The sequence below is a fragment of the Actimicrobium sp. CCC2.4 genome (genome assembly GCF_034347385.1).
In the GTDB taxonomy this organism is placed as follows: Bacteria; Pseudomonadota; Gammaproteobacteria; order Burkholderiales; family Burkholderiaceae_D; genus Actimicrobium.
Window position 1 is genome coordinate 335,504 of the sequence record NZ_CP133777.1, and the last position, 19,609, is coordinate 355,112.

Annotated in this window: 20 protein-coding genes; 1 reads left to right on the top strand and 19 read right to left on the bottom strand. The window is 50.8% G+C overall.

The genetic code is table 11. The features are described 5' to 3' along the window. Nucleotide 1 precedes the first annotated feature (1 nt). The 19 genes from RHM62_RS01600 to RHM62_RS01690 all read right to left on the bottom strand — a co-directional run bounded on the left by RHM62_RS01600 (nt 2) and on the right by RHM62_RS01690 (nt 18,033). Nucleotides 2-535 (bottom strand): F0F1 ATP synthase subunit delta, encoded by a 534-nt coding sequence (locus RHM62_RS01600; RefSeq protein ID WP_322123844.1) that lies wholly within the window; start codon nt 533-535, stop codon nt 2-4. A 2-nt stretch (nt 536-537) separates the two neighbouring features. Next, nucleotides 538-1,008 carry a F0F1 ATP synthase subunit B gene (locus RHM62_RS01605; protein WP_322123845.1) on the bottom strand — a complete coding sequence of 157 codons (471 nt, stop codon included), beginning with the start codon at nt 1,006-1,008 and terminating at the stop codon, nt 538-540. Nucleotides 1,009-1,075: 67 nt separating this feature from the next. Next, a complete protein-coding gene (gene atpE / locus RHM62_RS01610; protein ID WP_322123846.1) occupies nt 1,076-1,321 on the bottom strand; it encodes a F0F1 ATP synthase subunit C in 246 nt (81 codons plus the stop codon). 86 nt (nt 1,322-1,407) lie between these two features. Further along, entirely contained in the window at nt 1,408-2,235 is an 828-nt protein-coding gene (gene atpB / locus RHM62_RS01615) for a F0F1 ATP synthase subunit A (protein WP_416172308.1), read from the bottom strand. A 16-nt stretch (nt 2,236-2,251) separates the two neighbouring features. Next, the gene (locus RHM62_RS01620; protein ID WP_322123848.1) at nt 2,252-2,590 is read right to left on the bottom strand and encodes an ATP synthase subunit I; all 339 of its coding nucleotides are present in this window, start codon (nt 2,588-2,590) and stop codon (nt 2,252-2,254) included. Nucleotides 2,591-2,829: 239 nt separating this feature from the next. Further along, a complete protein-coding gene (locus RHM62_RS01625; RefSeq protein WP_322123849.1) occupies nt 2,830-3,723 on the bottom strand; it encodes a ParB/RepB/Spo0J family partition protein in 894 nt (297 codons plus the stop codon). A 9-nt stretch (nt 3,724-3,732) separates the two neighbouring features. Then, the gene (locus RHM62_RS01630) at nt 3,733-4,503 is read right to left on the bottom strand and encodes an AAA family ATPase (RefSeq protein WP_322123850.1); all 771 of its coding nucleotides are present in this window, start codon (nt 4,501-4,503) and stop codon (nt 3,733-3,735) included. A 46-nt stretch (nt 4,504-4,549) separates the two neighbouring features. After that, on the bottom strand, nt 4,550-5,095 hold the full coding sequence (locus RHM62_RS01635; protein WP_322123851.1) for a lipocalin family protein: 546 nt from the start codon (nt 5,093-5,095) through the stop codon (nt 4,550-4,552). Continuing rightward, on the bottom strand, nt 5,092-5,757 hold the full coding sequence (gene rsmG / locus RHM62_RS01640; protein ID WP_322123852.1) for a 16S rRNA (guanine(527)-N(7))-methyltransferase RsmG: 666 nt from the start codon (nt 5,755-5,757) through the stop codon (nt 5,092-5,094). The genes RHM62_RS01635 and rsmG overlap by 4 nt, the downstream gene beginning before the upstream one ends. A gap of 9 nt (nt 5,758-5,766) precedes the next feature. Beyond that, nucleotides 5,767-7,701 carry a tRNA uridine-5-carboxymethylaminomethyl(34) synthesis enzyme MnmG gene (gene mnmG / locus RHM62_RS01645; RefSeq protein WP_322123853.1) on the bottom strand — a complete coding sequence of 645 codons (1,935 nt, stop codon included), beginning with the start codon at nt 7,699-7,701 and terminating at the stop codon, nt 5,767-5,769. Nucleotides 7,702-7,807: 106 nt separating this feature from the next. Then, nucleotides 7,808-8,518, bottom strand: coding sequence for a hypothetical protein (locus tag RHM62_RS01650; RefSeq protein ID WP_322123854.1), 711 nt, complete (start codon nt 8,516-8,518; stop codon nt 7,808-7,810). Between the two features lie 48 nt (nt 8,519-8,566). Further along, on the bottom strand, nt 8,567-9,328 hold the full coding sequence (locus RHM62_RS01655; RefSeq protein WP_322123855.1) for a TSUP family transporter: 762 nt from the start codon (nt 9,326-9,328) through the stop codon (nt 8,567-8,569). Between the two features lie 536 nt (nt 9,329-9,864). Beyond that, nucleotides 9,865-10,827: a branched-chain amino acid ABC transporter permease gene (locus tag RHM62_RS01660; RefSeq protein WP_322123856.1), complete on the bottom strand. Its 963-nt coding sequence runs from the start codon at nt 10,825-10,827 to the stop codon at nt 9,865-9,867. 81 nt (nt 10,828-10,908) lie between these two features. Next, on the bottom strand, nt 10,909-11,793 hold the full coding sequence (locus tag RHM62_RS01665) for a branched-chain amino acid ABC transporter permease (RefSeq protein ID WP_322123857.1): 885 nt from the start codon (nt 11,791-11,793) through the stop codon (nt 10,909-10,911). Nucleotides 11,794-11,918: 125 nt separating this feature from the next. Continuing rightward, complete coding sequence (locus tag RHM62_RS01670) at nt 11,919-13,148, bottom strand: ABC transporter substrate-binding protein (protein ID WP_322123858.1); 1,230 nt, start codon at nt 13,146-13,148, stop codon at nt 11,919-11,921. Nucleotides 13,149-13,193: 45 nt separating this feature from the next. Beyond that, a complete protein-coding gene (locus RHM62_RS01675; protein ID WP_322123859.1) occupies nt 13,194-13,904 on the bottom strand; it encodes an ABC transporter ATP-binding protein in 711 nt (236 codons plus the stop codon). Beyond that, the gene (locus tag RHM62_RS01680) at nt 13,904-14,674 is read right to left on the bottom strand and encodes an ABC transporter ATP-binding protein (RefSeq protein ID WP_322123860.1); all 771 of its coding nucleotides are present in this window, start codon (nt 14,672-14,674) and stop codon (nt 13,904-13,906) included. Before RHM62_RS01680 ends, RHM62_RS01675 begins: the two co-directional genes overlap by 1 nt. A gap of 193 nt (nt 14,675-14,867) precedes the next feature. After that, nucleotides 14,868-16,499, bottom strand: a complete 1,632-nt coding sequence (locus RHM62_RS01685) for a GMC family oxidoreductase (protein WP_322123861.1) — start codon at nt 16,497-16,499, stop codon at nt 14,868-14,870. Nucleotides 16,500-16,515: 16 nt separating this feature from the next. Continuing rightward, entirely contained in the window at nt 16,516-18,033 is a 1,518-nt protein-coding gene (locus tag RHM62_RS01690; RefSeq protein ID WP_322123862.1) for a CoA-acylating methylmalonate-semialdehyde dehydrogenase, read from the bottom strand. A gap of 106 nt (nt 18,034-18,139) precedes the next feature. Here RHM62_RS01690 and RHM62_RS01695 point away from each other — a divergent pair, with 106 nt between their 5' ends. Beyond that, nucleotides 18,140-19,015 carry a LysR family transcriptional regulator gene (locus RHM62_RS01695; protein WP_322125289.1) on the top strand — a complete coding sequence of 292 codons (876 nt, stop codon included), beginning with the start codon at nt 18,140-18,142 and terminating at the stop codon, nt 19,013-19,015. The last annotated feature ends 594 nt before the right edge of the window (nt 19,016-19,609 follow it).

The window sequence follows — 19,609 nt, forward strand, 5'->3', positions numbered from 1 at the left end:
GTCACGCTGTGAGCGCGACCTGCATCTGTTGCAGCTTTGCGCGCACCGACGTGTCGAGCACTTCGTCACCGACAACTACGCGCACACCACCAATTAATGTCGAATCGATCGACACCAATGGATTGAGTTTGCGACCGAATTTCTTTTCCAGCGTGGCAATCAGCGCACTGACCTGCTCCGGCGTCAATTCGAACGCGCTGACGATGTCCGCATCCGCGGCGCCTTCTTCGGTATTTTTCAATACCTGGAATTGGGCGTCGATTTCGGGCAGCAAGGTCAGACGACCGTTTTCGATCAGCATGGTGATGAAGTTATTGGCTTCGACACCCACGGGCGATTTGACGGCAGACAGAAATGTGGCGGCAATATCCGCATCCGAAATTTTCGGGTTGTGCGTCAAAGCTTGCAGGTCAGGATCTGCAGCGACCTGAGCCATTTCCGCGACCAGACCGGACCAGGCGGTCAGGTCTTCTGTCTTTGCGATGCGAAACAAGGCTTCGGCGTAAGGACGGGCAATCGTTGCGAGTTCAGCCATGATTACAGCTCGGTTTTCAGTTGGGTCAACAGGTCGGCATGCACTGCCGCATTGACTTCACGCTTCAGAATCTGTTCGGCACCCTTCACCGCCAACGTAGCAACCTGGTCGCGCAAAGCTTCGCGCGCTTGAGTTACTTGCTGGTCGGCTTCGGCTTTAGCTGCGGCAATAATGCGCGCGGCTTCAGCGGAGGCGGTGTTCTTGGCTTCGTCAATGATGCCCTGGGCACGCTTCTCAGCATCGCTGATCCGCTTTTGACCAGCATCGTTAGCCGATGCAAGTTGCGCCTGAACACGCTTCTCTGCGGCTGCCATTTCGGCTTTGCCGCGTTCGGCCGCAGCCAAACCATCCGCGATCTTCTGTGCGCGCTCATCGAGCGCTTTCGTCAACGGCGGCCACACGAATTTCATCGTGAAACCAGCGAGGATGAAGAAGACCACGAACTGTGCAATCAAAGTTGCATTGAGGTTCATGGATTTTTTCCTTAGCAGAATACGGTAGGCCGACGCCCCGAACCGGGACGCGACCACGAGCAGCGAATTACTTGGCGACGAACGGGTTTGCGAATGCAAACAGCATGGCGATACCAACACCGATCAGGAACGCAGCGTCGATCAGACCAGCCAGCAAAAACATTTTGGTTTGCAATGCATTCATCAGTTCTGGCTGACGCGCCGATGCTTCAAGATACTTACCGCCCATGATAGCGATACCGATACAAGCACCAATGGCGCCCAGGCCGATAATCAAACCACACGCCAATGCTACGAATGAGAGGTCAGTCATGACAATTCCTTAAAAGTTAAAATAAATATAAAAATTAAATCAAAAAACCAGCTTACCAATACAACAATTTCAAAACCTGAAACCGATTAATGCCCTTCGTGCGCCTGGCCGATATACACCAGCGTCAGCATCATGAAGATGAATGCCTGCAGGAATACGATCAGAATATGGAAAATCGCCCAAACCGTACCCGCCAACACATGACCGGCGAACCCGAAAACCGTGGCGGTCGACCCAAGCAAGGCAATCAACAAGAACAACAATTCACCGGCGAACATGTTACCGAACAGTCGCATGGCAAGAGACACGGTCTTGGCAGCGAACTCAATAACATTAAGCAACAAATTAAACGGGGCAAGCCAGATACCAAACGGCGCTGCGAACAATTCGTGAATGAAGCCGCCAAGCCCTTTGATTTTGAGGTTGTAGTACATCATCAAGGCGAAAACACCGAGGGCGATGCCCATCGTGCCATTGAGGTCCGCAGTCGGGACGACGCGATGATGGGTGAACGTTTCTTCGACACCGAAGAAGCTGAACAAGGCGGAGAACATGTCGACTGGCAAGAAGTCGAGCGAATTCATCAGTGCAACCCAAACAAAAATCGTCAGTGCCAGCGGCGCAATAAAGCTGCGATCTCCGTGGACTATCGACTTAGCTTGATTATCAACCATCTCGTAGACCATTTCGACGGCAGACTGGAAACGACCAGGCACGCCGGAGGTTGCCTTGCGTGCAGCGAGGTACATGACCAGGCAGCCAACCACACCCGCGAAAACAGACCAGAAAATAGTATCTATGTTCAAGATCGAAAAATCGATGATCTTTTCTTGGTGCTTAGTAGAAAAATGGCCCAGGTGGTGGACGATATATTCAGAGGCAGTCGGTGCGTGTTCCGCAGCCGCGCCAGCAATCGCTTCAGTCGTCATGTCAGTGCCTAAATAATAAAATGATGTAACTTTTCAGTGCCACAACGAAGGCAGCGATTAACGCCAGCCAGTTCAAATCGTGGTACAGCCATGCGACGGCGCCTAGCAGCGTCACCGTCAATGCGATCTTGACAAATTCACCAATGAAAAATGAGATGGGATTTGCGCCGCCTGGCTTGCGGGAAGCCGCAAACAGTCTCAACGCAAACAGTCCATTCGGAACTACGCAACACAGACCACCCAGCAAAGCCGACAAGAATCCTGGGATCCCTGCCAATGCACCCGATATCAAACTGACGACCAGCGTCGCTATGAACTGCAATAAGACAACGCGCAACATGCTAGTCCAAGGTCAGTAGCCCATCACCGACGATCTTCGGTGCAATGTGCATTAAAACAAAATGTTGATGTGGGGGCTCGGAAGCCACGGGATTATAAGTGGTTTCCGAAGGGGCAGTCAATTATTTGGCGTACAGAGAAGAGGAGAAAAGTGCGGCCTATTTCACTATTCGGCAGAATGTTTTGATTGAGATCGAATCGGCCGTCACATCAGTGCCGGCCGAGTCACAATATGACTATTTATGCGGCTACCCGCAGCCGGGCAATCACCCCGTCAAGCGCGTCGAGACTCGCGAAATCAATGACTAGCTGGCCCCTGTTGCGTGCGCCAATTTTTACCGTCACGGTAGTTGCGAGAGAGTCCGACAATTCTTCTTCAAGCCGGGCTATATCACCCGACTTAGATTTCCGTGGCTGTGGATCTGCGGATTGCTCGCTGGACGTGCGGGTCACCAGCTTTTCGGCGTCACGTACCGACATGCGCTTCGCAACAATCTGATTGGCCAGTGTTATCTGGGTAGCAGCATCAACCGGCAATAGTGCACGAGCATGCCCCATGTCCAGATCTCCTGCCATTAACATCGTCTGCACCGGTTGTGCGAGGTTGAGCAAGCGCAATAAGTTGGACACCGCACTCCGCGAGCGCCCTACCGCTGTCGCCGCTTGTTCGTGCGTGAATTCGAAATCACTGATCAACCGGTGAATACCTTGAGCTTCTTCAAGGGGGTTCAGATCTTCGCGCTGAATGTTTTCAATCAAGGCCATGGCGGCGGCAGACTGGTCGTCAACGTCCTTGACCAGCACTGGTACCTCAATCAGGCCGGCGATCTGGGCGGCTCGAAACCGCCGCTCACCCGCAATGATTTCGTAACGCTCGATGCCGTCGTGCGCCGCAATCGGCCGCACCAGAATAGGCTGCAGCACGCCTTGTGCCTTAATGGAAGCGGCTAACTCATTCAATGCCCCTTCATCCATGCGTGTCCGCGGCTGGTATTTACCTGCTTGCATGGCAACAACAGGAAGTACTGCCGGCGCTCCCGGCAAATTCGGCACGGCGAGTTCGAAATCCGTCGAACCGCCGAGCAATGCTTCTAGGCCGCGACCTAAGCCGCTTTTGTGTTTTTTGGTGACCATGATTGTGCTTTACATTGTTTTGATACGCTCGACCATCTCGGCACCGAACGCGATATAGGCTTGCGCTCCTTTCGAGCCGGGATCGAAATTAACTCCTGGCATCCCGTACGACGGTGCCTCGGCCAAACGAATATTGCGGGGAATCATTGTCTTGAAAACTTTATCGCCGAAATGTTGTTCCAACTGCGCAGAGACCTGCTGTGACAATGTCATGCGCGGGTCAAACATCACCCGTAGCAAACCGATGATCTTTAAATCCGGATTGAGTTTGGCATGGACCTTCTTGATCGTATTGACCAGATCGGACAAACCTTCAAGCGCGTAATACTCACATTGCATAGGAATAATCACGCCGTTGGCAGCGCACAAGCCGTTGAGCGTCAGCATGGACAACGCCGGAGGACAGTCAATCAACATAAAATCATAATCATCGCTGACCAGGCTCAATGCATCCTTCAGACGTTTTTCGCGATTTTCAAGCTGGACCATTTCCACTTCGGCACCGGCGAGTTCCCGATTCGCGGGTAATACATCGAAACCGCCATTTTCAGATTTCAGGCGTGCGCTGGCAACGTCAGACATGCCTAGTAAAACTTCGTAAATAGAGCTCGTCAAGGTGGTCTTGTTGATACCGGCACCCATTGTTGCGTTGCCTTGTGGATCAAGATCAACCAGCAAGACACGCTGTCCAATTTTCGTCAGTCCCGCAGCAAGATTGACGGCGGTCGTGGTCTTGCCCACTCCGCCCTTCTGATTTGCCACACAAAATATTTTAGCCATGTTTTTTTATTTGCTAGTGATGTAAAGCCGTGCGACGTGGCGAATGTTATTTCGAGTCATCGTGACGCGTGAGGACTAACTGGCTTGTGTCGAACCCCTGACTGGTAAGACGCTTCATCAATGCCTGATAGACCGGATCGGCAATCTCTTTTTTACGGGCTAGAATCCATAGATACTTTTTAGTAGGATCTCCGACTGCAGCAACCGAGTAGTCCGGGGCAATATCTAAAACCCAGTAGTCCGCCCACACCATCGGCAACCAGGACAACCATCGGGGTGCAAATCGTACTTTTAACTTTGCCTTTGTGCCAGGCTCGGGAACGCGACCCTGCCCCACTGCTTCTTCAATTGTCCCAGCCGCGTTCTTGCAACGATTGATGACATCGATATCACCATCGGTACGCTTGACATAGGTTGCGCTGACATCCGCAACGCATTGCTTTTGAAATTTGTTGGGAAGGCGTGCAATTTCGTACCAACTTCCGACATAGCGACTCAAGTCGAAATCAGCAACAGCCGTGACCGTTTGTGCCTGCCCGTTGGTCGTCTGCAGTAACAGAAACAATGCAGCAAAACAAATCCCCCGGTTCATGCAGTATCTCGCTCAATAAAAATCAAGTGCCGCTCGGCGTTAAGACCGGGCACCTGCAGCGGGCGAATTTCTGCCACCTTCCATCCGGATGGGAGCCGTGCAATTTCGTCAACGGGCAACTGCCCTTTCATGGCGATAAAACGACCGTCTTCAGCAAGCAGGTGCGCTGACCAGTTGACGAAATCTACCAACTCCGCGAACGCTCTGGAAGTAATCACATCGAAGAGCTGAGTGACTTTTAATGCCTCTACTCTGCCTGTGTGCACAGTCACATTGGTCAATCCGAGCTCAACCTTCGCTTGGGTCAGGAACGCCGTTTTTTTGTGGACCGTATCCACCATCGAAATTCGCAATGCGGGATTCGCTTGTTGCGCCCAGATTGCCAGCACCATCCCCGGCAATCCACCGCCAGCTCCCACGTCAAGTACATGTTTCACGTGAAGAAAGGCCGGCAAAATAGAAAGCGCATCCAGTAGATGCTGGGTCACCATTTGTTGCGGGTCACGGATAGCCGTCAAGTTGTAGACGGCATTCCATTTGGCCAGTAGCACCAGATAATCGATTAATCGCTCGAGTGTCGCCTCCTCAAGAAACAAATCGAGAGACGTTGCACCGGCACTAAGTAACTGTGTCAATTCGAGGCGGTTGAAAGTGTTCGTCATAGTCTGGTTTCAGGCTGCAATATCACTTGCGGTAGTATCAAGGAATTCGTTGTAGCCACCTTTTTTTAGATGTACCAGCAATAACGACATCGCCGCCGGCGTCACGCCTGAGATACGTGAAGCTTGACCTAGTGTCTCTGGACGGTGCGTATGCAGCTTTTGGCGTACCTCCATTGATAATGCGGAAACTGCAAGGTAATCGAACTCAGCAGGAAGTTTGAGATGCTCGAACTGCTCGTGCCGTTCAATTTCTTTAGCTTGACGATCAATATATCCGGCGTACTTCAATTGAATTTCGACTTGCTCTCTGACAATCAGGTCCATTACCCCAGGACCAGCCAAAGCTTGGCCCTCGATACCAGTCAAGCACAACAATCCCGCATAACTAACATTAGGCCGTCGCAACAAATCCGCGAGTGAATATTCGCGCTCAATCGCCTTGCCAAGCACGCGTTCGGACTCTGCGTCGGCAAGGACCCGCGGGCTTACCCACGTAGATCGCAACCGTTCGAGTTCACGCGCGACGGCCTCTCTTTTTTGTTCGAATGCTGCCCATTGGAGGTCACCTACGCAACCCAACTCACGGCCAATTTCTGTCAAACGCATATCGGCATTGTCTTCCCGCAAACTCAAACGATACTCGGCCCGACTAGTGAACATCCGATAAGGCTCTTGCACGCCTTGGGTAACAAGGTCATCTACCAACACACCAAGATAGGCTTGATCCCGACCTGGCGTCCAGGCAGTCCTGCCTTGTGTTTGCAGGGCCGCATTCAAACCTGCCAGCATCCCTTGCGCGGCTGCTTCCTCGTATCCGGTTGTGCCGTTGATCTGTCCTGCAAAAAATAATCCCTGAATCGACTTTGTTTCGAGTGATGCTTTCAATCCACGTGGATCAAAGTAATCGTATTCAATGGCATATCCCGGGCGAAGGATGTGCGTCTGTTCGAGTCCGGCCATTGACCGTACCAGCGCCAATTGAACATCAAACGGCAAACTGGTCGAAATCCCGTTTGGATAATATTCGTTGGTCGTCAAACCCTCAGGCTCAAGGAAAATTTGGTGTGACGACTTGTCTGCAAAGCGATGAATTTTATCTTCGATCGAAGGACAATACCGTGGCCCGATACCTGCAATGACACCGGTGTACATCGGACTGCGATCGAGGCCGCCACGGATGATGTCGTGCGTGCGCTCATTCGTATGCGTTATCCAGCAAGGTAATTGCTGCGGATGCATGCTGACAGAGCCCATGACTGAAAAAACAGGAATAGGATCGAGATCGCCGGGCTGCTCCTGCATGACGGAAAAGTCAATTGTGCGGCCGTCTAACCTCGGCGGCGTTCCTGTCTTTAGCCTGCCTTGCGGCATTTTTAGCTCTTTCAAACGAGCAGACAAAGTTACCGCCGGTGGATCCCCCGCACGTCCAGCAGAATAATTATTTAGCCCTACGTGGATTTTTCCGTCCAGGAAAGTGCCCGCAGTTAAAACGACTGCGCGACTTCTGAATTGAATGCCGATTTGAGTAACAGCACCTACAACACGATCACCCTCGACAATCAGGTCGTCCACTGCCTGCTGAAAAAGCCAAAGATTTGGCTGGTTTTCCAAACGGGTCCGGATGGCTTGCTTGTAAAGCAGACGATCGGCCTGTGCCCGCGTCGCCCGCACAGCAGGACCTTTTGATGAATTTAAGATCCGAAACTGTATACCAGCCTCATCGGTCGCAATAGCCATCGCACCACCCATTGCATCAACCTCCCGCACCAGGTGGCCCTTGCCGATGCCGCCAATAGACGGATTGCAAGACATTTGCCCCAAAGTTTCTATATTGTGGGACAGCAATAGTGTTTTTTGCCCCATTCGTGCTGAGGCGAGCGCGGCTTCTGTGCCAGCGTGACCACCACCAACAACGATGACGTCAAACTCTGAGGGAAATTGCATGATTCGACCCGATGGACGGTGAATAGAAGCCGGATTATAAGGGCTTTTCGCCGTGGATTCAGCCTTGCAGTAAACTACGGCGACCAATGTTTCACGTGAAACATGACTAGGAGAGCATATTTAATGCGCCGGACAAGGCGACCAAAAAAATACCAACGACTACTAATAGCCGCCATAACAAATAACTCAAATCACTACGTCCGGTTGAGCCGGTCCCCACAACATCCAATAACTGCAGCGGCAAAACATTTTGAATAGTAGCAGTGTCTTTTGTCGATGACAAAATGAAAGGCGATACCAACTGAGTTTTCTCAAGCGGAACGTAGAAATCAACGCTCGAGATAAGGTGCGAGCTACCACCCACACTCTGCTGTGCAACCGGCACCAAGCCAGGTACCGACCCGACCGGTGCCGTCACCTGATCAATCCCAATAACCTTGTGATCCGCAGCCGCAATCTCATACTCATACTCATACTGCGCATCGAACGACACAATGGTTACCGGATCAAGCGGATCCTGCTGGAGGAATCGATCAACTACAACAGCATCAAGCACATCAGACAGCAGACTGGCGTCGTGCATCAAGACTTCAAAAATCAATTGCCTCGTAGCTAACCTATCTATCGCTTTTTCAAGCCGGCTAGTTTCTAAGCCTCTCAATTTTTCTTTCAATTCGGCCAGCGACATCCTGCCATCGACGAAAATCAGCACTAACCGTTCGCTCTGAGTGAGGCCGAGTTTTTTTAACTGAATTTCCATACGACCAGATTCAGTACGTTGATATATCGCCGTTGGCTGCACTAAAAAATCCTCCATAGCCCACCATGTTCCACGTGAAACAAATAACGATTACTCGATAGCTAGTTACTTGAAAAAAGCGTCATAACCGGTCTTAAGAATCAACAGCAGCACAACAACAAGAAATAATCTACGAACGAAACCACTACCGTGCTTGATCGCCATGCGACTACCAATCAACGAACCAAGTACATTGCAAACAGCCATTGCCAAACCTATCTGCCACAGTAAGTGACCACTCTTCCAAAACCATAATAAAGCTGAGATGTTACAAGCAACATTAACGATCTTAGCGACCGCAGAAGCTCCCAAAAAATCGAAGCCAAAGACACGTACAAACAAAAAAACAAGAAAGCTACCAGTGCCAGGCCCGAAAAAACCATCGTAGAACCCAACGGAACCCCCAACCGTAATTGCCAGCCAACGCTCTTTAACGCCCTTGTGCACAGGCGCATGAGTAATACCCATATCCTTGCGCATAAACGTGTATGCGGCTACTGCAATCAGAATAAACGGCAGCATCTTCCGAATGAAATCCGGAGGAATCCGCGTCACCGTGTAAGCCCCAGCAAAAGCAAAAACAAAGGCGGCCGCTGCAGCTGGTACAGCCGCTGTCCATTCGATCTTGACCCGCCGCGCGAAACTGATTGCTGCGGCCCCAGTCCCCCAAAACCCCGAGAGTTTATTTGTTCCTAGAAGAGTCGCTGGTGCGATATTAGGGAAAACCGAAAACAAGGCAGGTAGCTGAATCAAACCACCGCCACCGACCACTGCATCCACAAAACCAGCAAAGAAGGCTGCTATATACAGAAATGCGAACTCACTCATTTCGAGCCCAATTCAACCAAACACCACCCGAAACGAAACTTGCCAAGAGGAAATACATAAGGAATAGACATGCAATCTACTTGCAACCTGTGCAGAAATTTGAGTAAAAACAAGCAATGTATTTTACATTGGAGCAACTACCACGCAAGAAAAACGAGACTGACCGCTCCACTCAAAATAGACATTCACCACACCCAACAGAGTAGGTATCCAAATTGTAGTGTGACCTGTCAGACCGGCACGGTATCTCACCCTATTAATTTGCTAAATATCTTCCTTAAATCACTACCGGATATCAGTCACATCAACACGATTCTCGCGGCGTAATGCCCGGGCACACCTGAATAGGACCACCCACCGACAGCGAAGCCAAACACATACCATTGCCTGAATATTAACTTTATTTAACGGGGAAGAGACACTGAATACGACGACGGGATAAACGACAAGACGGATGAAGAAAGAAGGTACTGAACTGATAGAGGACCATCAACCGAACAGCCGATAGACGACTGTCCGGTATACGTGACGAAAGATCAATGTCGCTTAAAGCGTGCTACCAGTTCTCCAACGATGCCGCGACGGAAGGCAAGTACACAAATGATGAAGATTAACCCGATCACAATCGTAACCGACTGGCCGATGGTACGAAACCACTCAATGGTCGTAAAATTTGCCAACCATGTGCCGTAGCTGCCCAACTTGTTTTCGAGCGCGATGATAATGACCGCACCAACAATAGGACCACTCAAGGTTCCCAATCCACCCACGAGAGTCATCAACACCACCAACCCCGACATTGACCAGTGGACATCGGTCAATGTTTCGAATCCAAGGACCAAGGTTTTCGTGGCACCGGCAAGGCCGGAAAGAGCCGCAGATAAGACAAAAGCCAACAGCTTATAGCGATCGACGTCGTACCCTAATGAAATAGCTCGCGGTTCATTTTCCTTGATCGCCTTTAACACCTGACCAAAATGGGAATGAACGACGCGCATAATCACCGCGAACCCGCCAACAACAATAAGCAGCACTAAGTAGTACAAAGTCAGATCATTACTAAGATCAATAAAACCGAGCAACTTACCCCTCGGAACACCCTGCAATCCATCTTCGCCGCCAGTAAATTTAGCCTGAAGAAAGACGAAATACAGCATCTGGGCAAGCGCAAGCGTGATCATCGTAAAATAAATGCCCTGCCGACGTATCGCAAAACTTCCCATGAACAAACCAATCAAGGCCCCCGCCAACGTGCCCAGCAATATCCCAATTTCAGGCGGCAAACCCAGCGTTGCCATTGCATAACCGGCGACATAGCCAGCCCCGCCAAAAAAAGCAGCGTGACCAAATGAGAGCAACCCGGTGAAGCCGATCAGCAGGTTGAATGCACAAGCAAATAACACGAAACACAATACCTTCATCAAAAACACCGGATAAAGCCAAAACGGTGCTGCCAGCAAGGCAGCCAATACGATGGCGTAACCAATTTTCTTATTCATGCTTTAAAACTCCAATGCGGCAAGACCGGAGTCTTGACCGGATGATTCAGTAGTGGCGTTGAATGAGTCATCACAAATCGCCTATTTTTCTTTACCGAACAAGCCGGCAGGACGAATCATCAAAACGATCGCCATGATCACAAACACCACGGTGGCCGATGCTTCCGGATAAAACACGCGCGTCATCCCTTCGATAACACCCAGCGCCAACCCCGTCAGAATGGAGCCGAGTATTGATCCCATGCCACCGATCACCACCACCGCAAACACCACAATGATCAGATTCGATCCCATTAGCGGCGATACTTGAATCACCGGTGCCGCCAATACTCCTGCGAACGCGGCCAGCGCAACACCAAAACCGTAGGTCAGAGTCACCATTAGCGGAACATTGATACCAAAAGCTTCAACCAGTTTTGGATTTTCGGTGCCGGCACGCAAATTAGCTCCAAGCCGGGTTTTTTCGATCACGAACCAGGTTGCAAAGCAGACTACCAATGAAGCCACCACAATCCAGGCCCGGTAATTCGGCAGGATCATGAATCCCAGATCCGTCGCACCTGAAAGAGCCTCCGGTGTTGGATAGGATTGACCCGACACACCATAAATCGAACGCAGTACACCCTCTACAACGAGGGTGATGCCGAACGTCAGGAGCAGTCCGTATAAGTGGTCCAGCTTATACAACCAGCGCAGCATCGTTTTTTCAATCACGATTCCAAATAATCCGACCACCAACGGACCCACGATTAACATCGTCCAGTAGTTAAGACCGAAATACGTAAGTCCAATCCATGCAGAGAAGGCACCCAGCATATACAAGGCCCCATGCGCAAAATTGATCACATTCAGCAGACCAAAAATAACCGCCAATCCAAGCGACAACATGGCATAAAACGAACCATTGACGAGGCCAAGCAATAACTGGCTCATCATGGCTTGCAGGGGTACGCCGAAAATTTCCATGGCAAATTCAGTGAAAAGTCATCCGGGCATCCCCGGATGGAACTGCAAAAAAAAGGCGCGCGCAGAAAGATCAGGCGGCGCGCCGGGGCAGCGGACTTGATGACTTGTTGCTTATGCCAGCAAGATTATTTCCAGCTAGCGCACTTTGTTTCCGCTTTTGTCGTGAAGGCTTGATCTCCAGGAATCGTCTGTATGACCTTGTAATAATCCCACGGATACTTTGACTCGGTAGGCGATTTCACCTGCATCAGGTACATGTCATGGATCATGCTGCCGTCATCACGGATCATGCCGTTCTTGGCATACATGTCGTTGATCTTGGTTTTGCGCATCTGAGCCATCACCTTGTCGGTATCATCACTGCCTGTTGCCTTGACCGCATTTAGATAGGTCAGCGTTGCTGAATAATCGGCAGCTTGCAAGCTGGATGGCATCTTCTTCATTTTTTCGAAATAACGACGTGACCATTTGCGCGATTCATCGTTTTGATCCCAATACCAGCTATCCGTCAGATACATGCCCTGGGTCAGTTTTGGTGTCAGTGAATGTACGTCATTAATGAACATCAGCAGACCAGCCAGTTTCATGGTCTTGTTGACGCCGAATTCATTGGCGGCCTTAATCGCATTGACAGTGTCGCCGCCCGCATTGGCTAAGCCCAGGATTTGTGCCTTGGAAGCTTGCGCCTGCAACAGGAACGACGAAAAGTCAGAGGCGGACAAAGGATGACGAACCGAACCGGAAACGGTACCGCCGTTAGCTTTGACGACACTGGTAGTGTCATTTTCAAGTGATGCACCGAACGCATAGTCTGCTGTCAGGAAAAACCAGCTTTTCCCGCCCTGTTTGACCACGGCAGCCCCGGTACCCTTGGCAAGCGCCACGGTGTCATACGCGTAATGCAGCGTGTACGGTGTGCACTCTTCGTTCGTTAAACGTGCGGTACCCGCACCGATCGAAATGAAAGGCTTTTTCTTTTCAAGAGCTACTTTCGACATTGCCAGGTTGGTACCCGAGTTGGTGCCGCCGATCAGCATATCAACACCTTGCTGGTCGAACCACTCACGTGCCTTACTCGCAGCAATGTCAGCCTTGTTCTGGTGGTCAGCCGTGATCAGTTCGATTTTTTTGCCATTGAGCGTCCCACCGAAATCGGCGATTGCCATCTTGATGGCTTCCACTCCGCCCTGCCCGTCGATGTCCGAATAGAGGCCGGAGATGTCAGTAATAAAACCGATTTTCACGGTATCACCCGAAATCTGAGCCGATGCGCTACTTGCAAATACCAGCGCAAATGCCGCACTGATGGCAAGTGTCATTGTCTTTGGTGCAATTGATTTTAGTTTGGTATTCATGTCTCTCTCCAGGGATAGATAAGGCTTGCAGAACTATTTTCTCGTTTACACACCCAATAGCTCGTTGAGCACAGGCATCTTGGCCTCGAGCTCGGATGACGCTATTGTTTCAACGATTTGTCCATGCTCCACTACATAAAACCGATCCGCCAACGGTGCAGCAAACCGGAAATTCTGTTCGACCATGATGATGGTGTAGCCATTGGCCCGCAGTGTTGTGATCATGCGTGCCAGCGCTTGCACGATGACCGGTGCAAGGCCTTCCGAAATCTCATCAAGTAGCAACAACCGGGCGCCAGTACGCAAAATACGCGCGACAGCCAGCATTTGTTGCTCCCCGCCAGACAAGCGCGTGCCCTGACTAAAGCGACGTTCTTTCAGGTTCGGAAACATGTCGTAAATCTCTGCCACCGACATGCCCTTATCGGTACTGGATACAACCGGCGGCAACATCAAATTTTCTTCTGCTGTCAGCGATGAAAAAATCCCACGTTCCTCGGGACAGTAACCAACACCCAGATGCGCAATTTTGTGTGTTGGAAGATCGATGGATTCAACACCATTGATTTTGATCGACCCTTTGCGGGTCCCGGTCAATCCCATGATGGCTCGCAACGTTGTGCTGCGACCCGCACCATTACGACCGAGGAGCGTTACTACCTCGCCTTTTTCGACCGTGAAATTGACGTCATGCAAAATATGAGATTCACCATACCAGGCCTGCAGCCCGGAGATTTCAAGAGCATTGACCGACATCAGTGATTTCCTTCCAGCGCGCTGGTGGAGGTACCCATATAGGCTTCCATCACCTGCGGGTTATTTGATACTTCCTGATAAGTCCCTTCAGCCAACATCGCGCCCCGTTGCAACACCGAAATCCGGTCGCAAATACCAGAGACCACATTCATGTTGTGTTCAACCATCAAGATAGTCCTGCCAGCTGAGACTTTTTTGATCAGTGCAGTCACACGATCGACGTCTTCATGACCCATACCCTGGGTCGGCTCATCGAGCAGCATCATCTCAGGATCCATTGCCAGCGTGGTCGCGATTTCAAGTGCCCGCTTGCGGCCATATGGCAAATCAACGGTAATCGTATCGGCAAACTCCGCCAGATCAACTTCGGCCAGCAGAGCCATTGCACGATCGTTTAGCAAAGCCAAACTACGCTCGCTTTTCCAGAAATGAAAAGACGTTCCCAGCGTACGCTGCAAGCCGATACGGACGTTTTCCATCACCGAGAGATGCGGGAAAACTGCTGAAATCTGGAATGACCGAATGATGCCTTGCCGGGCGATTTGTGCCGGTTTTGATGCAGTGATGTCTTTGCCGTTAAAGAGAATGTGGCCCGATGTTGGCACCAAAAATTTCGTCAGCAAATTGAAGCACGTCGTCTTGCCTGCACCGTTAGGTCCGATCAGCGCATGAATGTGTCCGCGCTGAACGCGCAGGTTCACGGCGTCGACAGCGGTGAATCCCTTGAACTCTTTGGTCAAGTTTTTTGTTTCTAGGATGACTTCGGTCATCGTGTCTCCTGGTTGCTTGTTTTTTGTGCAGCCGCAAATTTTGATCGATAGTACAAGCGACAACGGGATCAAACAATACCGTACAACTACCACGCCAAATTGACTCGGTACGACACTGTTCTCCCACCCCGAATTCCACCGAGATCATAGCTTGTTCGCTATGCATACAACGCCAGAAAATCCCTTCTAGGTGTTATCCCTTATGCGCAGCGAGGATCAACATTGCAGCTCTTTCGGCAATCATCACCGTCGGAGAATTGGTGTTTCCAGACGTAATCGTCGGCATGATCGACGCATCGACGACCCGCAAACCAACTACCCCACGCACCCGTAACTGGCTATCCACCACTGCCAGCGGATCTAATGCGGAACCCATTTTGCATGTGCCAACCGGATGGAAAATAGTAGTACCAATATCGCCGGCAGCACGAATCAAGGCTTCTTCGGAAAGCAACTCCGGCCCTGGCTTGAGCTCGGTTGCTGCGTATTTTTTCAGAGATGGCGCGTTGATGATAGACCGCGTCAGGCGCTGCGCATCGGCAGCCACATGCCGGTCTTCGGCCGTGTGTAAATAATTCGGCGTGATTTTTGGTGCTTGTGTCGCTTCTGCAGAAGCAATCCGTACATGACCACGCGAAGTCGGCCGCAAGTTGCAAACACTTGCAGTAATAGCTGGAAACGCGTGTAAAGGCTCACCAAATTTTTCAAGCGAAAGGGGCTGCACGTGATACTGCAGGTTCGGCCTCGACAGGGACGGATCCGAACGTGCAAAGGCCCCTAGTTGCGACGGTGCCATCGACATCGGCCCCTTCTGAGTCAACACGTATTCAAGACCGATTTTCATTTTGCCGAACCAGCTATTGGCCATCGTGTTCAAGGTCTTGGTATTAACCACTTTGAACACCATCCGGATCTGCAAATGATCCTGCAGATTTTCACCAACACCAGGCAGATCGATGATTGGCGCAATGCCGTTTTCATGCAGCAGCGAAGACGGACCGATACCGGACAATTGCAGGATTTGCGGCGAACCGATTGCGCCGGCAGAGAGCACCGTTTCGCGAACGGATTCTGCTGTCCATGACTGATTGCCACCCGTGAACTCGACACCTGTACACCGGACTCCATCAGGCCCATGTTCCAGTTTCAGGCGTTGTACCTGGCAGCCGGTCATGATGTCGAGGTTGCCGCGATTACCTGCTGTTTTCAAGAACGCCTTCGCGGTGCTGACGCGTACACCGCGCCGCTGATTCACATCGAAATACGCTGATCCGTTGTTGTCGCCACGATTGAAATCATCGGTTTTCGGAATACCCACTTCGGCTGCCGCATCGCGAAACGCATCGAGTATTTCCCACGACAAGCGCTGTTTTTCAACCCGCCATTCGCCACCGGCACCGTGAAACTCGGTGACGCCGTCGTAATGGTCCTCACTCTTCTTGAAAAGTGGCAGCACATTCTCCCAACGCCATGCATCGTCACCACAAGAATTGGCCCAGCCATCGTAATCCTGCGACTGACCACGCATGTAAATCATGCCGTTGATAGAAGAAGAACCACCCAACACTTTACCGCGTGGATAACCAAGACTACGGCCATTCAAACCTGCCTCAGCCTCGGTTTTGTAAAGCCAATCGGTGCGGGGATTGTTGATGCAATACAGGTAGCCGACCGGGATGTGTATCCAGAGATAATCATCTTTGCCACCCGCCTCGAGCAGTAATACCCGTACCGTCTTGTCTTCCGATAACCGCTTCGCCAACACGCAACCGGCAGAGCCGGCCCCGATGATGATGTAATCGTACTTGCCTACTGATTGCGCCATGACCGATACCGCCCTTCTATTTCGCTACTGGCATCGTAAATTCGGCACCCTTGTCAATTGTCTCCGGCCAGCGCTGCATGATGGATTTGTAACGCGTATAAAAGCGGACGCCTTCTTCGCCGTAGGCATGCGTATCGCCAAACAACGAACGCTTCCAACCTCCAAAAGAATGCCAGGCCATTGGTACTGGAATGGGCACATTAATACCCACCATACCCACCTCGATCCGGCGCGAAAACTCGCGTGCCGTATTACCATCGGAAGTGAACAAGGCCACGCCATTACCAAATTCATGGCCATTGATCAACTCAACCGCGGCCGCAAAATCGGGTACGCGCACGATGCACAATACTGGGCCGAAGATCTCTTCGTTGTGAATCTTCATGCCTGGCTTGACATGGTCGAACAAAGTTCCACCAAGGAAAAAACCGTTTTCATGACCAGGCACTGTGAGGCCACGACCATCTACCAAAAGAGTCGCACCTTCATCGATACCGTCCTGGATGTAGCCTTCAATTTTTTCCTTGTGCACACCGGTGACAACCGGGCCCATTTCAGCGGCATCTTCCATTCCGTTCATGACCTTCAAGGATTTGACGCGAGGAATCAGCGCTTCAACCAACTTATCGGCTACCGCACCAACCGCAACGGCAACTGAAATCGCCATGCATCGTTCCCCAGCTGAGCCATAAGCCGCACCAATCAACGCATCTACTGCCAATTCCAGATTCGCATCCGGCATCACGACCAGGTGATTTTTAGCGCCACCGAGTGCCTGCACACGCAACGGATAAGTACCTTTGCGTTTCGCTCCCTCGGTATAAATGTATTCAGCAATCGGGGTTGATCCAACAAACGACACGGCTTTCACGTCGGGATGCTGCAACAGCGCATCAACCGCTACCTTGTCGCCTTGCACTACGTTAAAAACACCTTTTGGCAAACCGGCTTGCTGAAACAAATCAGCCAATAACATCGAGGCGGAGGGATCGCGTTCGGACGGCTTCAAGATAAATGTGTTGCCGGTCGCTATTGCCATCGGCGCCATCCACAAAGGCACCATCACTGGAAAATTGAACGGCGTTATCCCGACCGTGACGCCCAGCGGTTGACGCATTTGCCAGTTATCGATGCCACCGCCAATATTGTCTGAAAACTGTGTCTTGAGCAGTTGCGGCGCACCGCAGGCAAACTCGACAACCTCCAGACCGCGCGTCACTTCTCCCTTGGCGTCAGAAAAAACCTTCCCGTGCTCCCGCGTAATCGCAGCTGCCAGCGCATCGTGATTCTGTTCCATCAACTCCTTAAAGCGCATCAGGATGCGGGCTCGCTTCAAAGGTGCTGTTGCCGCCCATGCCGGCGCAGCCGCACTTGCCGCTGCAACCGCTTGATTGACTTCATCAACATTGGCCAGAACTACCTGTGCAGCAACCGCTCCGGTTGCCGGATTAAATACATCCTGGCGTCGTTCGCTAGTGGACTCGACGATGCTGCCATTGATGAAATGCTGGATAACAGGGACGGACGTGGTCATAACAAATCCTAGGGTTATTTAATGTGAACGCAAGGATATAGCCCGACGCAGGCAAAATCCAATGAGTTATCATCGTTTTCTCATAAGCATTCCTTATGGAGAACAGATGGATTTCACGCAATTACGCGCGTTTGTCACGATTGCACAAGAGGGCAATCTGACGCGTGCAGCGCAACATTTACACCTGACCCAACCCGCTGTCAGCCTGCAACTCAAGGCCCTGCAAAAAACACTTGGCGTCACCTTGTTCACTCGCTCGCCTGGTGGCATGCAGCTCACAGTAGATGGTGAAAAATTACTTCCGTTCGCAGAGCGTGTGTTGACCGGTATTGCTGAATTCCATCAGGGCGTGCGAGCGTTGCAATCCAGTATTTCAGGTCCGCTCGCCATAGGCACCATTCTTGATCCTGAATTTACACGGCTCGGTGCTTTCCTGAAAAAGCTAGTTGAAAACCATCCCCAACTGTCAACACAATTACGCCAGGGAATGTCGGGCAATGTGCTCCAACAAGTCAGGACAGGCATTCTCGATGCAGGGTATTACCTTGGCATCCCGCCCAAAGAATTTCATTCTCAAATACTCACTTCGTTCACCTACAACGTTGTTGCACCGCAAGGTTGGAAGGCACGTGTTGCCGGTAAAGATTGGGATGCACTGGCTACATTGCCGTGGATCTGGGCACCGCCAGAATCGGCACATCATCGCCTGCTGATCAAAAAATTCGCTGAATATAAAGTGCTACCAGAGCAAGTCGCCCTCGTAGATCAGGAATCCTCAATGCTTGATCTGGTCAAATCCGGCGTTGGCCTGTCTCTGGTGCGTGAGTCGATTGCATTGCATGAGGCGCATGTACACGACCTCGTGATAGCAGACACCGTCAGTTTATCTACTGAACTTACTTTTATTGCACTTCAGAGCCGTAAAACCGAGCCGGCAATTGCATCTGCTTTCGATCTGCTGGCAAATCTTTGGCGCAAATAATAGGTAGCGTCGCTGTCGACAGGCAATGCTCCTTAGTTGTTGTGGATAAACCTATGGATAAGCTGTGCAGCAAGTGTGAACAAGCGTAGACCTTATTCTGAAGCCGAAAGTTATCCAGAACTTGTCCTCCTACAAAAAGGCACTTGTGGAACAACTTATCTTTTTTCCAAGGTCTTGATCTTAAACTGGTTTACCGGCTTATCCACAGAAATGATGCTGCGTTAACTACTACTACTAAACAGATATATAGATCTATTAAAAGAACTCTTGAAAAGGGAAAAAAATTTTCAAAACTGCGCATCCGTAAAGAACTTCTTTTTGTGGATTTACAGGTAAGGGTCTGTCCATTGCATGGACAAGCACTGCATCAGCAGTGCCTAGGAGCTGTTTAACAAACGTACTGCTGGGGAGGGAGCAAAAGTGTGATTTAAAAGTAGCCTTGTGCCCATACAGTCGAAACAGACGCAAGTTGGACCTTGGTTGATAAACATCTTACTTTCAGTGATTTCAACGACTGAAACCCAGGTTGTAGACAGGTCTCTGGATAACCGGTGGATCAAGTGTGGATAACCAAGTCAAAAGCCCTTTTTCGTA

Excerpts from the sequence above, each read along its gene's own strand:
- RHM62_RS01600 (WP_322123844.1), bottom strand. The coding sequence starts at position 535 with ATGGCTGAACTCGCAACGATTGCCCGTCCTTACGCCGAAGCCTTGTTT.
- RHM62_RS01605 (WP_322123845.1), bottom strand. The coding sequence starts at position 1,008 with ATGAACCTCAATGCAACTTTGATTGCACAGTTCGTGGTCTTCTTCATC.
- atpE (WP_322123846.1), bottom strand. The coding sequence starts at position 1,321 with ATGACTGACCTCTCATTCGTAGCATTGGCGTGTGGTTTGATTATCGGC.
- RHM62_RS01620 (WP_322123848.1), bottom strand. The coding sequence starts at position 2,590 with ATGTTGCGCGTTGTCTTATTGCAGTTCATAGCGACGCTGGTCGTCAGT.
- RHM62_RS01625 (WP_322123849.1), bottom strand. The coding sequence starts at position 3,723 with ATGGTCACCAAAAAACACAAAAGCGGCTTAGGTCGCGGCCTAGAAGCA.
- RHM62_RS01630 (WP_322123850.1), bottom strand. The coding sequence starts at position 4,503 with ATGGCTAAAATATTTTGTGTGGCAAATCAGAAGGGCGGAGTGGGCAAG.
- RHM62_RS01635 (WP_322123851.1), bottom strand. The coding sequence starts at position 5,095 with ATGAACCGGGGGATTTGTTTTGCTGCATTGTTTCTGTTACTGCAGACG.
- rsmG (WP_322123852.1), bottom strand. The coding sequence starts at position 5,757 with ATGACGAACACTTTCAACCGCCTCGAATTGACACAGTTACTTAGTGCC.
- mnmG (WP_322123853.1), bottom strand. The coding sequence starts at position 7,701 with ATGCAATTTCCCTCAGAGTTTGACGTCATCGTTGTTGGTGGTGGTCAC.
- RHM62_RS01650 (WP_322123854.1), bottom strand. The coding sequence starts at position 8,518 with ATGGAGGATTTTTTAGTGCAGCCAACGGCGATATATCAACGTACTGAA.
- RHM62_RS01655 (WP_322123855.1), bottom strand. The coding sequence starts at position 9,328 with ATGAGTGAGTTCGCATTTCTGTATATAGCAGCCTTCTTTGCTGGTTTT.
- RHM62_RS01660 (WP_322123856.1), bottom strand. The coding sequence starts at position 10,827 with ATGAATAAGAAAATTGGTTACGCCATCGTATTGGCTGCCTTGCTGGCA.
- RHM62_RS01665 (WP_322123857.1), bottom strand. The coding sequence starts at position 11,793 with ATGGAAATTTTCGGCGTACCCCTGCAAGCCATGATGAGCCAGTTATTG.
- RHM62_RS01670 (WP_322123858.1), bottom strand. The coding sequence starts at position 13,148 with ATGAATACCAAACTAAAATCAATTGCACCAAAGACAATGACACTTGCC.
- RHM62_RS01675 (WP_322123859.1), bottom strand. The coding sequence starts at position 13,904 with ATGTCGGTCAATGCTCTTGAAATCTCCGGGCTGCAGGCCTGGTATGGT.
- RHM62_RS01680 (WP_322123860.1), bottom strand. The coding sequence starts at position 14,674 with ATGACCGAAGTCATCCTAGAAACAAAAAACTTGACCAAAGAGTTCAAG.
- RHM62_RS01685 (WP_322123861.1), bottom strand. The coding sequence starts at position 16,499 with ATGGCGCAATCAGTAGGCAAGTACGATTACATCATCATCGGGGCCGGC.
- RHM62_RS01690 (WP_322123862.1), bottom strand. The coding sequence starts at position 18,033 with ATGACCACGTCCGTCCCTGTTATCCAGCATTTCATCAATGGCAGCATC.
- RHM62_RS01695 (WP_322125289.1), top strand. The coding sequence starts at position 18,140 with ATGGATTTCACGCAATTACGCGCGTTTGTCACGATTGCACAAGAGGGC.